Source organism: Methylobacterium tardum (assembly GCF_023546765.1).
Lineage (GTDB): Bacteria > Pseudomonadota > Alphaproteobacteria > Rhizobiales > Beijerinckiaceae > Methylobacterium > Methylobacterium tardum.
On the sequence record NZ_CP097484.1, the window covers coordinates 5,573,582 to 5,586,714 of the forward strand.

Sequence of the window (13,133 nt, forward strand, 5' to 3'; positions counted from 1 at the left end):
ACCGACCCGACCGATGCGCTTTGTTCATGAAATGTTCTATTCGGATTCGAGCCGCGATGCACGCAGATCCTGATGAGGCGCCTGTGGAGATTCGTCTCAGGGAGGCCGAAATGATCGCCCTGGCCTATCATCGGGCCGCCCGGGGCGATGCGTGGCACGCCCTGGTGACGGCCGTCGCGGACGCGCTCGTGGATCTCGCCGAGGCGGAGCGGTGCATCGCCCGGCAGGGGCAGCTGATCTCGCACGGCTACGCGCGGGGCCGGACGGGCGCGTTCGAGGCGGCGAGGCCGCCGGGACCGGAACGGCCGTAGCATAGGAGCCGGGCCGTTCCGCGTGGCGCATCCGGCGCGCCGTTCTGGGGCGGAGCCGGCGCAGGTGCTTCAAGACCCGCGCCGGTGACGCGTCAGCGAGGTCGTTCAGGCGGTCCGGCGGCCCTTGCGTTCGCGCTCGGCCATGGCGCCGGGCTGTCCGAGGCCGATCGCCTTGGCCAGGGCGGAGCGCTGCTCGGCGTAGCTCGGGGCGACCATCGGGTAGTCGGCCGGCAGGCCGTAGCGGTCGCGGTAGCTGCGCGGATCGAGGCCGTGGCTGGTCAGGTGACGCTTGAGCGTCTTGTAGGTCTTGCCGTCGATGAAGCTGACGATCCCATCGGGGCGGACCGACTTGCGGATCTGGGCGGCGCTCGGCTTCTCGACATCGGCCTGCACGGCCGCGCCGGCGTCGGCGGTCAGGGTGCCGGAGACGAGGCCGGCGATCGCGCCGTGCACGCGCGTGATCAGGGCCGGCAGCTCGGCAGCCGGCACGGGATTGTTCGACACATAGGCGGCAACAAGCTCGGCAGTGATAACGGCTAAGGTGTCGGTCGTCTCATCGGGCGTCTCGTTCATAAGATCTCTTTCGATCCACGTTGCGTCTTCTTGTTGTTTGAGGCGGGCAAAGGTTTAGATGAGGTAAATTTTGAAGGAAGAACTTGCGAATATGGTGCAATTTTGCGCGTTATGCTGCGCGCCAGGTGGGTCTGCGTTCGGGGCAGAATGTCTGACGTCGTCCCATCGTCGTTTCGTCACTGCAGCGACGGCCGGTATCGGGCTCGCGACCGGGGTCAATGAACCTGCCCGGGCCGGACGGGGCGCGGCTCCCCGCTCCCGTGCGGGAGAGATCTCGCAGAGAGCCGGGTGAGGGATCAGGTCTGTCCGGACGGGGTGCAATCCGGGTCACGTCGCAAGGGAGCGTTGGATCTGAAGCGTCGCGTCCCGCACACCAACCCTCTCCCGCACGGGAGAGGGAGTACGTCGTCGCTGTCTCGGCCGGCGACGCCCATCTTCTGGACCGATCGCGTTGCACCCGGCAGCAAACCCTTCGGGAGCGGCCGTCCAACCTCTTCGCCTCATCCCGGGGTGACCGCGTCAGCGGGCGTCGAAGGGGGCTTCAGGGATCGCGGGGCCGGCCGGGGGGCTCCTTCGAGGCGGCTCACCCCGCACCTCAGGATGAGGGGATGGGATCCCCTGGTTCCAGGTTGCCGTCGTGTCCTATGCCGCAACGCGATCGAGGGCGGCTCCGGGCCGGGCTGCCGCGCGCCGGGATCGGACCCGGCGCGCGGCAGCGCACGGCGGTCAGAGGTCCGTAGTTGCGGGATAGGCCCGGACCCGGCCCTGGTTCGCAGCCGAGCCGGTGGCGCCGGTGCCGGGGTTCGGTGCCGTCCAGCCCTCCGCGCGCCACGCGCTCGCCTTCTCGCCGAGATCGACCGGGCCGTGCCGCTCCAGGATCTCGGTCACGGCCGATGCCGGGACTGCCCGGGCCTCGGCAATCCGGACGGTGACCAGGGTCCCGCCCCGCCGTACGCCTTCGCCGTAGGCATGCGCATCCGTCTCGCTCACGCCGGCGCCGGTGAGCGCGCCGGCAAGGCCGCCCGCCGCCGCACCGATCCCGGCGCCCGTCAGGGTGGCGACGAGCCAGCCGGCGGCCACTACCGGCCCGACCCCGGGGATTGCGATCAGGCCGAGGCCGGCGAGAAGGCCGGCGGCGCCGCCCACGACGGTGCCGAGGGTCGCGCCAGCGCCGGTACCGTCCTTGGCCCTGTCGGCCGTCTCGGCGGTTCCGTGCGCGCCGCCGGTGAGGCGGCCGGCATGGCGATCTCCCTCGTTGTTGCTGACAAGACTGACATCGCTGTGCGGGATGCCGACGCTTTCGAGTTCGCCGACGGCGGCGCTGGCGTCCTCATAGCGATCGTAGAGAGCCGTGATGGTCTGTTGGGCCATGATCAATCTCCTGCCGGGTTCCGAGGGGCTCACTGCGCCGACACGTTGCCCTTGAAATCGAGGCCGACCTGCACCGACTGGCCGCCATGCGTGGCGGTGCCGCGCCAGATGCCGTCGGCATCCTTCTTGAGGTCCTTCGCGTCGGTGTAGCCGGCCTTCGCGAGCCGCGAGCGCGCCTCGCCCTCGGTGAAGCTGTTGGCGCCCTTCTCCAGCTTGACGGTGCCGGCGGTGCCGGTCCCGCCGGGCGTCATCTTGTCGGTGTTCGGCCGCGTCACGCTCTCCTGGCCGCCGGATTGCTGGCTCGTCTTGGCGTCGGGCGCGGCGGGCGTCCCCGTGACCGTGGTCTGGGCGACGGCGCTCGATCCGAGCAGGGTCGCGAGGACGAGGGCGAGGGGTATACGCATGATGGACTCCGTCGACGGTTTCACAAAGACCAATTCGACGGACGGCCGATACGTTCCTTTAAGAGCAAAGCCGGTCTGCGGGAGACGATAGCCGCGCTCGCCGAGGCTCTCCATTCTTGTGGCGCAGAGATAGATCTTCCACTGGTCTTGGGCCGATCTCACGGCGACCCGCTGGCCGGTGCAGAAGGACCCTAGGGCGACGCCAGGTCGCCTCAACCGGCGCCGTAGCCGCCCTTCCGATTGTCGGGCTGATCGGCCGGTGGCCGGGTGTCGTAGCCGCCGCTCTCCGGCGCGTCGTTGGATGCCGGCTCCACGGGACCCGGCGCGTGCGGCCCGCTGCCTCCGGCCGCAGGATCGACCTGCTTCGCCTGACCGGCCGGCCGTCCCGGCGGGACCGATCCGAGCGCTTCGCGTGCTGCATCGACATCCTGTCCCATGCGACGACCTTCCTGATCCGCCCGTCCGTGTGACAGGCCAAGGCGGCAGGCGGGCGCATGTTCCCGGAGAGACGGCATTGCGGCGCGCTCCGGGCGATCGGAGGCTGCGGCCGCCGTGCGAGGCCGGTCAGTGCAGGCCGCTCTCCCGGGCGATGGCGCGCCCGAGGCACATCAGCAGGCGGTCGACCGCGGCGTGGATCTCGGCTGACGCGTCGTCGCCGAGCGTGCGCTTGAGGGCGATGGCCAAGTCGGCGGCCCGGCTCAAGGAGTCGAGCGGTGTCGCCTCGCTGCCGACGACGGGGCGCTCGCCGTCCTCGCGCAGCTCGGTGATGTCGATGATGATACCGCTTGCGCGGACCGGACGCCCGAACGGGTCCTGGAACGCGCGCCCGCGGTTCAGCAGCCAGCGCACCGCTCCGTCCCGCGCGACGACGCGGTACTCGGCCAGGACCAAGCCTCCGGCCTGCACGGCCTGCTGGACATGGTCGAGGAGCCACGGATGGTCGTCCGGATGCACCGCTGCAATCGCCTGGAGGCTGCCGATCCTCGTGTCGGCCAGGGAGGCGTCGCCGGTCAGCAGCCGCGCCGCGCCGGCATCGTACATCATGGTCCCGCCGACGATGTCCCAATCCCAGGTTCCGACCACACAGGACGCGTCCAGTGCGGCGCGCAGCCTGTCGAGCGGCTCGCTGAAGCCGTCGATCGCGTTGATCGGCGCTCCGGATCCGTCCCCCATTTGCCAGTCCTACCCCACGGTTTCAGGATGATCTGGCGCATGGAGATGCCATTTCATCCGGACCGCGCGGAAAATTCACGGTCCGGTGAGGGGGGGGCAGGCCGCCGACGGGTGCGCTCACGACGGGCGCGCACCCTCGGGCGGGACCGAAGATCAACGCGCCTCGCGTGTGCAGAGCATCGCGCGCCGCACGATCTCGATGGTCCACGCCCAGAGCAGGTGGCCGAGCACCTCCGAGAACGTCTCGTGGGCCGAGATGTCCCAGATCTGCGGCGCCCAGCCGCCGAGGGGCAGCAGGATGGCGTGGAACACGACGGTGACGATCAGCCCGAAGGCCAGTCCCTGCCACAGGGTGACGAGCGGGATCGGGATGGCCAGCAGGCAGTAGAGCAGGCCAAAGACGACCGAGAAGCCCTGATGCACCAGGGCGACGCCGTAATTGATGACGTGGCCCGTGAAGACATAGGTCATGTCCTCGGCGTTCAGGCCGAGGGCTTTGAGGATGGCGAAGGGTGGCGAGATGCGGCCCGCCTCCCGTGGCGGGAACGGGATCTCGGAGCCCCATTTGACGAAGCTCGACAAGTTCCCGCCCACGAAGCCTGCCATGGCAGCTGTCCTGAAGTCATGCCGCGGCTTCGTGGCCACTTGAATAGCAGTGATCGATCCCATCTTCAGAGACCCATTGTTTTTGCCCCGATCAAGACGTGATCCGCTATCGGTCCGCAGCTCCAAGTCTTCGCAAGATCTCGGAATGTGCGGCTGGCCCGGCCGATTCGTCCTCGGTCCGCCCTGCTATCAGCAAAAAATCTTCGATCTCAAGACAGGGCTGTGGTCTTATGAGAGATGCTTTGCGTAGATAAACGATTTTTGCTCGTAATACGCTATACAAATATCAGTTTCAGAATGGATATAATGAATAAGCACGGATATTAGATGCATATTAAGCTTGCATAAGCCATAAATAAACGTTTAATATTGTTCCGGCGGTTCATGCGCCTCGGCTCGGCTCTCCGAAGGCGGCAGGCGCACGGCGCCGCCTCGACGCCGATGGGGGCCGGCGAATGCGGAATGAGACGGGATGGCGGGCGCCCGGTCCCGCAACCGACCACTCCGAACCGGGCGCGAGCCGACGCGCGCCCGCTTGGGGCCGCGCGCCGCAGGGCTCTACTTCCGTTGGCTTGTGGGATTCGGGGTCGCGGACGTATCGGGCGACACCGCCGGGTTCACGGGCGTGACCTTCGACCACGTGGCCGCGATCGCCACGATGGCGGCCAGCAGCGCGATGAAAATTCCGATGAGGACGAGGCGCTTCATGACAGGGCTTTGAGCTTCCGTACGGGCCCGGCCACGCCGGGGAACGGCCGGGGAACCGCCGAGGCCGATGATCGATCCCTGCCGCAGCCCGAATCCGACCGGTCCGGAACTCACCGGTGCAGGGCGCGCATCCGAGCCAGTGCCGCCGCGGCCTGAGCGGCCAAGGTTTCAAGGCGGCAGATGGTGGCGTCGTCGGGGATGACCGAGGCGCACCAATAGGCCCCGAGCGCCGCAACCGGCTCGGGAAACCCGATCGGCACGATCACGAGGCTGCGCATCGACGTGGTGCGGTAGGCGGCAATCGGAACCCGGGGGTCGAGCTCGATGTCCGGCACGATGACGGTCTCGCCGTTGAGGATCGCCCACCCCGACACACATTCCGTCACCGGAAACCGGCGTCCGCGCCAGAGCGGCTCGATGGCATCCTCGGCCGCATAGACCACGCTCTTGCCCTCGCGCAGGACCACGGCGATCCCGTCGGAGCCGACGACCGCCCGCGCGGATGCCCGAAGGGCGGACACGACCTCATCCAGGGATTGTGCGGTCTCAAGTTGGGCGGCGGCGAGCGCTAAGCCCGAAGCGGGCCGGAAATGCGTCTCAGCCATCCCGTAGATCTAACGGGATTGGGACGGTCCGTCCACGCCAGGGCAGAGACGCGAGGCGACAGGGGCGGCTCGGTCGCGAGGCTGCCGCCATAAGGGGCCGCTCGGCACGCGGGCGCGGGTTCACCGGGTAGCCTTGTGACGGCGCCGATGACAACCTGCGATAGGATTTCCTCCGGGCGCGCCCGGCCCCGGCCAGCATCTGTGTGCCGCGGCCAGAGGAGCGGCTGCCGACCCTATGTAATTTGTCTGACGCTCGGCTCTCCGCAGCAGAAGTATCAGAATAGTTCCCGACCGATCGATCACCGATCGGTGATGATGTGTTTTATCGCACTTTCCTGCTGATCCGTTTCGAACGGTACCGGAGCGGTGTTGCAGCAATGCACTATCGCCAAGGCTCATCCTGACGTCCTGTCGCGCCGCACACATCCCGCCCAACGGGAGACAGAGGACCAGATGATCAAGAAGCTTCTTCTCGCGAGCGCCGCCACGGCTCTCCTGACCGGCGCCGCCTCGGCCGCCGACCTGCCGCGTCGCGCTGCCCCGCCGCCGGTGTTCACCCCCGTCCCGGTCTTCACCTGGACCGGCGCGTACTTCGGTATCAACGCCGGCTACGCCTTCGACGCCAGCAGCCGCTCCAACGGCTCGGTGTTCGGCGTTCCCGCCCCCTACGCCGCCCTCGGCACCACCGCCACCTTCCGCGATCGCAGCCAGGACGGCTTCTCGGGCGGCGCCCAGATCGGCTACAACTGGCAGCTGACCCCGGGCTCGGGCGTGGTGTTCGGCATCGAGGCCGACGCCCAGTACCTCGACTTCGGCCGCAACCGGAACAACGCCTTCATCTCCGGCGCCGTCGCCCCGGGCTACTACGTGACCGACCCGCGCGGCCTGTCGAGCCTCGACTACTTCGGCACCGTGCGCGGCCGCCTCGGCTACGCCTTCGACCGCACCCTCGTGTACGCCACCGGCGGCTTCGCCTACGGCTCGGGCAGCGCTGACCGTTCGTTCGGCGGCTATGCCGGCAACGACACCTTCCGCACCGGCTACGCGGTCGGCGGCGGCGTCGAGTTCGCCCTGCCCACCGAGTCGTTCCTGAACTTCTTCCGCTCCTCGGCGGTGACGTTCAAGATCGAAGGTCTGTACGTGAACCTGGAGCGCGGCAACCGCAACCAGGGCGCCCTGGTCGTCAACGCCGCCAACCTGGTCCCGGCCTACTACAGCCCGATCGGTCGCCGCGACGACGAGTTCGCCGTCGTCCGCGCCGGCCTGAACTACAAGTTCGGCTCGTACTAAGAGCCTGCAAAGGCCCGGGACGCGGTTCCGCGTCCCGGGCCGGGTAGCGCTCGCCAGCATCGCACGATCACGCGAGGCTGTCCCCGAAAGGGGGCGGCCTCGTTCGCGTTGGGGGGCGGGGTCGGCCCGTGGTCGTCCCGCGTGGAGCTTTTGCCCTAGGCAGTGATGATCCTGTCCGGCTGATGGGCGCGATCCTCGCGCTGCAGACGCTTCGTGCGTCGCAGCTGCTTCTCGACCTTGTTCAGGGCTGCGCGGAACGCCCGCGGCACGCTCTCCCCCAGGGCCTCGGCGCTCATCATGCCCTGGCCGCTCATCTGCATGTTCACCGAGCAGCGGAAATCGCCGCCCTCCCGCGCCACGTGGACGGAGGCCGTGACGAGATTGCCGAGATACTTGTTGGCGGCATCCTGGATGCGCCGCTGCGCTTGATCGCGAAAGCTCGCGCCGAGTTCGAGATGCGCGCTGCCGACCGTAATCGTTCCGTTGATCATGGATGTCTCCCGTGCAAGCACAACCGGGGAGGGGGGCCGGGGTTCTGTCCCGGGGGAGGCAGCCCGCCTTTTGAGCGGGTCTCAATAGCCCTTCCACAGGCCGGGCGTGGCGAGCTCCAGCAGGTGCGCATCCGGATCGCGGAAGTAGAGGCTGGTCCCGCCCCGCGGCCAGTGGGTGCGGCCCTCGACGGCGATGCCGGCGGCCACCAGACGGCTCTCCCAGGCGGAGAGGGTATCGGCGTCGATCGAGAAGGCGATGTGCGCCGGCCCCCGCCCGTCATGGGGCGGGATATCCCCGCCCGGCGTCGGGATCGGCTGGAGGGACCCGCCTTCCGGAAAGAGCAGCAGCACGCCGCGACCGCCGACGTCGAAGGCGCGCATCCGCGCATCGGTGTGGATGCAGGTCAGGCCGAGGACGTCGCGGTAGAACGCGTCCGCGCGCGCGAGATCCGCGACGTAGAGGGCCGTCTCGAGGACCGCGTTGAGCTTCGGCATGGAGCCCCCATCCCGGTCGGACGGCTCACGGGCCGCCGGCAAGCGCGCCCGCGACGACCATGATCAGCGCGTCGATATCGATCCGCCCGTCGATCCGCGCGTAGCCCGGCTCGGACAGGTCCACCTTCGGCGCGGGATCCTCCGCCTCCGCTTGGCGCTGCAGCTCCGCCACGATGGCGTCGCGCACGGTGTCGTTCAGGTCCATGATGCTCTCCCGCTATCGGTGCGGCGCGTCCGTCCGCGATCCCGGCGCTCAGGCCTGCTTCGGCTGCCCGTTCGAGGCGGTCAGGCCGCCGTCGACCGGCAGGTTCACGCCCGTGACGTAGCGGGCGGCGTCGCTGGCCAGGAAGGCGATCACGTCGGCCACCTCCTCCGGCTCCGCGCCGCGCCCGAGCGGGATGCGCTCGGCGAAGCGGCGCATCAGCTCCTGATCGCGCTTGATGTCCTGCGTCAGTCCCGTGAAGGTCAGCCCGGGATTGACCGCGTTGACCCTGACTCCCTGCGCGCCGAGCTCCAGCGCCAGGGAGCGGGTGAAGTTCGACACCGCACCCTTGGCGGCGTTGTAGAAGCTCATGTTCCAGTCGCCGCCGAGGCCCGAGACCGACGAGACGTTGACGATGTTGCCGCCGGCCTGAACCAGATGCGGAAGCGCGGCGCGGGTACAGAAGAACACGCCGTCGACATCGACCGCCATGACCTTGCGCCAATCCTGCACGGAGGCTTCGAGGATCGGGCCGGTGGGCACGACGCCGGCATTGTTGACGAGCACATCGAGACGGCCGAACCGGTCGATCGCCGCGGCGATGAGCGTCTCGGCATCCGCCTGCTCCGAGACGTCGCCCGTCTGAAGCACGACCCGGCCGGGATCGAGGCCGGCCGCGACGGCCTCGAGCGGTTCCCGCGTGCGGTCGTTCAGGACGACCTGCGCGCCCGCGCCCCCGAACCGCTTCGCCGTGGCGGCCCCGATCCCGGATCCGGCGCCCGTCACGATCACCACTTTGCCGTCGAACTGCATCAGCGCCTCGATCCGTTCGTACTCCGGGCTTCGGCGTAATAGGCGCGATCCGACCGCCGGGTTCGGTCCGGGCCGGCCGCGAGGCGATCGGCCACGTAGCCGGCCGTGAAGGCGTAGATCGCCTTGTGCAGGAGATCGGTGCGCTGCTCGTCCCGCGGCCAAGTCCAGGGCGGAGCGCCGACGCCGGTGGCGTTCTCCAGGGACTGGTCGGTCAGAAGCCGCGCGTTGAGGAACAGGAACGACGCGACGGCCCCGCGCATGCCCCGCTCGGCCATGAGAACCCGGAGCGGCCCGAGCGCCAGGCCCTGGCCCCAGTGCATGGCCCAATTGAACCCCAGACTGTCACGCACCGTCGCGTGCCGGCGCCCGAGCAGCCGCTGCAGGGTATGGGCCGGAACGTACGAGTCGGACCGTCCCGTGAGGCTTTGCTCGATCTTCTCGGCCAGCGTCATGGCCGCTACGCCGGCCGCTCCGGCCAGCAGGCCGCGGGTCAGAACGCCGCCGGGCGAGCCCGCGCCCGGAGGGCGCCTGAAGCGGTCTGAATCGGCGTCTGTGCTGGCCAATGGCTGGGCCTCCGCGTGTGTCCGGTCGCTGCACCAGAGCTAACCGGCCACGCCTGGAAGCGGTTCTCGACGGGCGCAGAAAGGCCGGAGTCTCGATCCGGCCGGCGATCCCGGCCCCGAATCCGTCAGGCGGTCGACGGCCGGCGCGCGTTCGGGTCCGCCTGCGGGGCGCGACCGGGCACGAGCGACAGGGCGGCCGAGAGCAGGGCGAACACCACCAGGGGGATGAGGCTCAGGGTGAAGCTGCCGGTCCCGTCCTTGATCGCGCCGATCAGGTAGGGGCCGAGAAAGCCGCCGAGGTTTCCGACCGCGTTGATCGCCGCGATGCTCGCGGCCGCCGTCGCGGGCGGCATCTGCTCGGTCGCCAGCGCCCAGAACGGACCTTTGAGCATGTAGACACCCACCGCCGCCACCGTCAGCGCCGCGACGACCGGGCCGAGCCCCGTCAGCACCGTGCCGCCCGCCAGGCCCAGCGCGAGGACCAGGAAGGACAAGGCGAGGTGCCAGCGCCGCTCGGCCGTCCGGTCGCTGTGCCGGCCCCACAGGATCATGGCGACCGAGGCGAAGCCGTACGGAATGCTGTTCAGCAGGCCGGTCTCGAAATTGCCGAGGCCGAAGCTCTTCACGATCTGCGGCGTCCAGAACGAGAGGCCGTAGCTGCTCGCCGTCGAGCCGAAATAGATCGCGGCGAACAGCAAGAGCCGCCGGTCGCTCAGGATCTCCCGCAGCGGCGGCTTCGCCGACTGGCCGCGCCGGGTGTTGCGCGCCGCCTCGGCCTGGAGCTGCCGCTGCAGCCAGTCGCGCTCATCCGCCGGCAGCCACGCCGCGTCCCGCGGTCCGTCCGGCAGCAGCCACAGGACCGCGACGGCCAAGAGCACCGCCGGCAGGCCCTCGAGGATGAACAGCCACTGCCAGCCCGCGAGCCCGAGCCCCGTCACGTTGAGCAGCGCACCGGAGATCGGCGAGCCGAGGAACGACGAGATCGGGATCGAGATCATGAAGACCCCGATGATCCGCGCCCGGTAGGCGGAGGGGAACCAGTAGGTCAGGTAGAGGATCACGCCGGGGAAGAAGCCGGCCTCGGCGAGCCCCAGCAGGAAGCGCAGGCCGATGAACGACCAGGGCCCCTGCACGAGGGCCATGGCGGCGGAGATCAATCCCCAGGTCGCCATGATCCGGGCGATCCAGAGCCGCGCACCGAAGCGCTCCAGCATCAGGTTGCTGGGGATCTCCATCAGGAAGTAGCCGAGGAAGAAGATCCCGGCGCCCCAGCCGAACACGGTGGCCGACAGGCCGACATCGTGGTTCATCTGGATCGCCGCGAAGCCGACGTTCACCCGGTCGAGGAAGGACACGAAGTAGGCGAGGATTAGGAACGGCACGAGGCGCCAGCCGATCCTGCGCATCGCCGAGCGTTCCAGCGCGGTGTCGTCCGGGGAGCCTGTCACCAAGCCTGTCATCGGGCGTGTCCTCGTCGCGTCGTGGAATCCGCGCGGCGTCGAGGGCGTCGATGCACCGCCGCGACGGCGGTGAGACGGACGTCTCGGGCTTCCTCGCGGGCCGGTCATCTCTGGCGGTGACCTGTGCCGACCCTGCTTAACCCGTTCGCGACACGGCTGGGAAGCGCTCCCGGGGCTTCAACGGAGCGGATCTGTTGATCGTGACGGCGTCTTCGTATGGCAGGATACCCGTGAAGACCGCCGAACCGGCGACACAGCAGGCTCTGGCAGGAGGGCTGCAGGTGTTCTGCAGGGGGCCGGCCGCCGGTTCCGCGCGATCCCTGTCGCGGGAACGCGGCCCTTTCCGCGTTCCGAGTATCCGGGAAAAGGCCGCGCGCCCGCGCCGGAGCCGCTGATCCCGCGCCCTCGGCTCGGCGCCTTGAAAGGGAGCGGCCCCTCCGCCTCAGCCCTTCTTGACGTTCCAGAACACCGGCACGCCGTCGAGCACCCCCGTCAGGGACGGCTTGTACGAGGTCTGGTTGAAGTACTGCCCGAGCGGCAGGTAGGGCAGGTCGGTGAAGGCCTGCTGCTGGAGCTCGCCCGCGAGCGTCTTGCGCGCGGCGGTGTCGGGGGCGTCGAGCCATCGATCCCGCAGCGCCTCGATCGCCGGGCTGGTCGGCCAGCCGATCGCGGCGCTCTGTCCCGTTCCCCGCAGGAAGGCGCTGACCGCCGGGTTGGCCTGATCGAGCCCCGCCCAGAAGGTGCAGAACGCGCTCCACCCGCCCTGGGCGACAGGATCCTTCTTGGCGCGCCGCTGCACCACCGAGCCCCAATCCATGACTTGGTAGTCGACGTTGAAGCCCGCGCGGGTCAGCATGTCGGCCGCCACGTCGGCAAGCGCCTTCAGGCTCGGGAAGTCTGAGGCGCCCATCAGCACCACCTTCTCGCCCTTGTAGCCCGCCGCCGCGAGCGCCTTCTTGGCCGCCTCGTAGTCGCGCTTGCCCGTGAGCGCCCCGAGGCCGACATCGCTCGCCATCGGCAGGCCGGGGCAGAAGAAGCCGGTCGGCACGTGGATCAGCTTGGGGTCGGTGCCGGTCACGGCCTGCATGAAGTCGGTCTGGTCGGCGACCTTCAGCAGCACCTGCCGGATCGCCGGATTGTCGAAGGGCGGCTGGAGCTGGTTCATCCGCAGGCAGCCGATCAGGCCGGTCGGATCGGTGATCCGCGTCGTCAGGTTGCCGAGCGTCGGCACGAGGTCGGCCGGGGGCTGCTCCCACCAATCCATCTCGCCCGTCTGCATGGCCGAGGCGGCGGTCGCCTGATCGGGGATGATGGTCCACTCGACCCGGTCGGCGAAGGCCCGCTTCGGGCCCGACGTCCATTGCGGCTCGCCGCCCTCGCGAGGGACATAGCCCGCAAAGCGCTCGTAGACGACGCGGGCGCCGACCACGCGCTCGTCCGCCTTGAAGCGGAACGGGCCGCTGCCGACCATCTCGGTCACCTGGGTGAACGGGTCGGTCTTGGCGAGGCGCTCCGGCATGATCGCGCAGATCGGCGAGCCGACCTTGCCGAGGGCGTCCGGCAGGAGCGCGAAGGGCTTCTTCAGGCGGAACTGGATCGTCCGGTCGTCGGGGGCCGAGAGTTCGTCCGTGTAGGCCATGAGCGTCTGGCCCATCGCGTCGCGCTTGCCCCAGCGGGCGATGCTCGCCACGCAGTCGCGGGCCAGCACGGGGCTGCCGTCATGGAAGGTCAGCCCGGGCCGCAGGGTGAGGCGCCACAGCGTGCCGTCATTTTCCACCGTGTGGCCGGCGACCATCTGCGGCTGTGCGGCGTAGCTCGCATCGGTGCCGTAGAGGGTGTCGAACACCGCGAGCCCGTGATTGCGGGTCACGTAGGCGGTCGTCCAGATCGGATCGAGCACCGTCAGGTCGGCCTGCGGGATGAACTTGAGCGTCCGGGAGGCCGTGCCCTGCGCCAGCGCCGGGGCCGCGAGCGCGGCGCCCGTGAGGGCCACGAAAGATCGTCTGTTCAGCATGCCCGCCCGTCCGTCCGGTTTGTCCCGCCGGATGGTAGCACGCACCGGGCCAAG

Annotated in this window: 17 protein-coding genes; 2 read left to right on the forward strand and 15 right to left on the reverse strand. The window is 69.3% G+C overall.

The window, feature by feature from the left end; genetic code table 11:
- The first annotated feature begins 110 nt into the window (after positions 1-110).
- Positions 111-311 (forward strand): hypothetical protein, encoded by a 201-nt coding sequence (locus M6G65_RS26625; RefSeq protein ID WP_308445229.1) that lies wholly within the window; start codon positions 111-113, stop codon positions 309-311.
- Between the two features lie 105 nt (positions 312-416).
- On the opposite strand, the gene M6G65_RS26630 is transcribed toward M6G65_RS26625, so the two are convergent.
- The 8 genes from M6G65_RS26630 to M6G65_RS26665 all read right to left on the reverse strand — a co-directional run bounded on the left by M6G65_RS26630 (position 417) and on the right by M6G65_RS26665 (position 5,751).
- On the reverse strand, positions 417-884 hold the full coding sequence (locus tag M6G65_RS26630; protein WP_250103087.1) for a Ros/MucR family transcriptional regulator: 468 nt from the start codon (positions 882-884) through the stop codon (positions 417-419).
- Positions 885-1,610: 726 nt separating this feature from the next.
- Positions 1,611-2,255 carry a hypothetical protein gene (locus M6G65_RS26635; RefSeq protein ID WP_250103088.1) on the reverse strand — a complete coding sequence of 215 codons (645 nt, stop codon included), beginning with the start codon at positions 2,253-2,255 and terminating at the stop codon, positions 1,611-1,613.
- A gap of 29 nt (positions 2,256-2,284) precedes the next feature.
- Entirely contained in the window at positions 2,285-2,659 is a 375-nt protein-coding gene (locus M6G65_RS26640; protein WP_238197353.1) for a hypothetical protein, read from the reverse strand.
- Positions 2,660-2,871: 212 nt separating this feature from the next.
- Positions 2,872-3,096: a hypothetical protein gene (locus M6G65_RS26645; RefSeq protein WP_238197352.1), complete on the reverse strand. Its 225-nt coding sequence runs from the start codon at positions 3,094-3,096 to the stop codon at positions 2,872-2,874.
- 127 nt (positions 3,097-3,223) lie between these two features.
- Positions 3,224-3,832, reverse strand: a complete 609-nt coding sequence (locus tag M6G65_RS26650; RefSeq protein WP_250103089.1) for a PAS domain-containing protein — start codon at positions 3,830-3,832, stop codon at positions 3,224-3,226.
- A 153-nt stretch (positions 3,833-3,985) separates the two neighbouring features.
- Positions 3,986-4,438 carry a YagU family protein gene (locus M6G65_RS26655; protein WP_238197350.1) on the reverse strand — a complete coding sequence of 151 codons (453 nt, stop codon included), beginning with the start codon at positions 4,436-4,438 and terminating at the stop codon, positions 3,986-3,988.
- 558 nt (positions 4,439-4,996) lie between these two features.
- Entirely contained in the window at positions 4,997-5,146 is a 150-nt protein-coding gene (locus M6G65_RS26660) for a hypothetical protein (protein ID WP_210030477.1), read from the reverse strand.
- Between the two features lie 110 nt (positions 5,147-5,256).
- The gene (locus M6G65_RS26665; RefSeq protein WP_238197349.1) at positions 5,257-5,751 is read right to left on the reverse strand and encodes a GAF domain-containing protein; all 495 of its coding nucleotides are present in this window, start codon (positions 5,749-5,751) and stop codon (positions 5,257-5,259) included.
- 453 nt (positions 5,752-6,204) lie between these two features.
- On the opposite strand from M6G65_RS26665, the gene M6G65_RS26670 reads away from it, so the two are divergent.
- Positions 6,205-7,041, forward strand: coding sequence for an outer membrane protein (locus M6G65_RS26670; protein WP_250103090.1), 837 nt, complete (start codon positions 6,205-6,207; stop codon positions 7,039-7,041).
- Positions 7,042-7,196: 155 nt separating this feature from the next.
- Here the strand turns inward: M6G65_RS26670 and M6G65_RS26675 are convergent, their stop codons facing one another.
- The 7 genes from M6G65_RS26675 to M6G65_RS26705 form a co-directional block, all read right to left on the reverse strand.
- Entirely contained in the window at positions 7,197-7,532 is a 336-nt protein-coding gene (locus M6G65_RS26675) for an HPF/RaiA family ribosome-associated protein (RefSeq protein ID WP_192711378.1), read from the reverse strand.
- A gap of 81 nt (positions 7,533-7,613) precedes the next feature.
- The gene (locus tag M6G65_RS26680) at positions 7,614-8,027 is read right to left on the reverse strand and encodes a VOC family protein (protein WP_238200131.1); all 414 of its coding nucleotides are present in this window, start codon (positions 8,025-8,027) and stop codon (positions 7,614-7,616) included.
- A gap of 25 nt (positions 8,028-8,052) precedes the next feature.
- Positions 8,053-8,232 (reverse strand): hypothetical protein, encoded by a 180-nt coding sequence (locus M6G65_RS26685; RefSeq protein WP_192711376.1) that lies wholly within the window; start codon positions 8,230-8,232, stop codon positions 8,053-8,055.
- 48 nt (positions 8,233-8,280) lie between these two features.
- Complete coding sequence (gene budC, locus M6G65_RS26690) at positions 8,281-9,045, reverse strand: meso-2,3-butanediol dehydrogenase (protein WP_238200133.1); 765 nt, start codon at positions 9,043-9,045, stop codon at positions 8,281-8,283.
- Positions 9,042-9,605, reverse strand: a complete 564-nt coding sequence (locus M6G65_RS26695; protein ID WP_238200129.1) for a hypothetical protein — start codon at positions 9,603-9,605, stop codon at positions 9,042-9,044. Before M6G65_RS26695 ends, budC begins: the two co-directional genes overlap by 4 nt.
- A 125-nt stretch (positions 9,606-9,730) precedes the next feature.
- A complete protein-coding gene (locus M6G65_RS26700) occupies positions 9,731-11,065 on the reverse strand; it encodes an MFS transporter (RefSeq protein ID WP_238200128.1) in 1,335 nt (444 codons plus the stop codon).
- Between the two features lie 442 nt (positions 11,066-11,507).
- Complete coding sequence (locus M6G65_RS26705; RefSeq protein ID WP_250103091.1) at positions 11,508-13,079, reverse strand: ABC transporter substrate-binding protein; 1,572 nt, start codon at positions 13,077-13,079, stop codon at positions 11,508-11,510.
- Between the last annotated feature and the right edge of the window lie 54 nt (positions 13,080-13,133).

What these genes read in the sequence shown, in the direction of transcription:
- M6G65_RS26625 (WP_308445229.1), top strand. Translation starts at nt 111, where the DNA reads ATGATCGCCCTGGCCTATCATCGGGCCGCCCGGGGCGATGCGTGGCAC.
- M6G65_RS26630 (WP_250103087.1), bottom strand. Translation starts at nt 884, where the DNA reads ATGAACGAGACGCCCGATGAGACGACCGACACCTTAGCCGTTATCACT.
- M6G65_RS26635 (WP_250103088.1), bottom strand. Translation starts at nt 2,255, where the DNA reads ATGGCCCAACAGACCATCACGGCTCTCTACGATCGCTATGAGGACGCC.
- M6G65_RS26640 (WP_238197353.1), bottom strand. Translation starts at nt 2,659, where the DNA reads ATGCGTATACCCCTCGCCCTCGTCCTCGCGACCCTGCTCGGATCGAGC.
- M6G65_RS26645 (WP_238197352.1), bottom strand. Translation starts at nt 3,096, where the DNA reads ATGGGACAGGATGTCGATGCAGCACGCGAAGCGCTCGGATCGGTCCCG.
- M6G65_RS26650 (WP_250103089.1), bottom strand. Translation starts at nt 3,832, where the DNA reads ATGGGGGACGGATCCGGAGCGCCGATCAACGCGATCGACGGCTTCAGC.
- M6G65_RS26655 (WP_238197350.1), bottom strand. Translation starts at nt 4,438, where the DNA reads ATGGCAGGCTTCGTGGGCGGGAACTTGTCGAGCTTCGTCAAATGGGGC.
- M6G65_RS26660 (WP_210030477.1), bottom strand. Translation starts at nt 5,146, where the DNA reads ATGAAGCGCCTCGTCCTCATCGGAATTTTCATCGCGCTGCTGGCCGCC.
- M6G65_RS26665 (WP_238197349.1), bottom strand. Translation starts at nt 5,751, where the DNA reads ATGGCTGAGACGCATTTCCGGCCCGCTTCGGGCTTAGCGCTCGCCGCC.
- M6G65_RS26670 (WP_250103090.1), top strand. Translation starts at nt 6,205, where the DNA reads ATGATCAAGAAGCTTCTTCTCGCGAGCGCCGCCACGGCTCTCCTGACC.
- M6G65_RS26675 (WP_192711378.1), bottom strand. Translation starts at nt 7,532, where the DNA reads ATGATCAACGGAACGATTACGGTCGGCAGCGCGCATCTCGAACTCGGC.
- M6G65_RS26680 (WP_238200131.1), bottom strand. Translation starts at nt 8,027, where the DNA reads ATGCCGAAGCTCAACGCGGTCCTCGAGACGGCCCTCTACGTCGCGGAT.
- M6G65_RS26685 (WP_192711376.1), bottom strand. Translation starts at nt 8,232, where the DNA reads ATGGACCTGAACGACACCGTGCGCGACGCCATCGTGGCGGAGCTGCAG.
- M6G65_RS26700 (WP_238200128.1), bottom strand. Translation starts at nt 11,065, where the DNA reads ATGACAGGCTTGGTGACAGGCTCCCCGGACGACACCGCGCTGGAACGC.
- M6G65_RS26705 (WP_250103091.1), bottom strand. Translation starts at nt 13,079, where the DNA reads ATGCTGAACAGACGATCTTTCGTGGCCCTCACGGGCGCCGCGCTCGCG.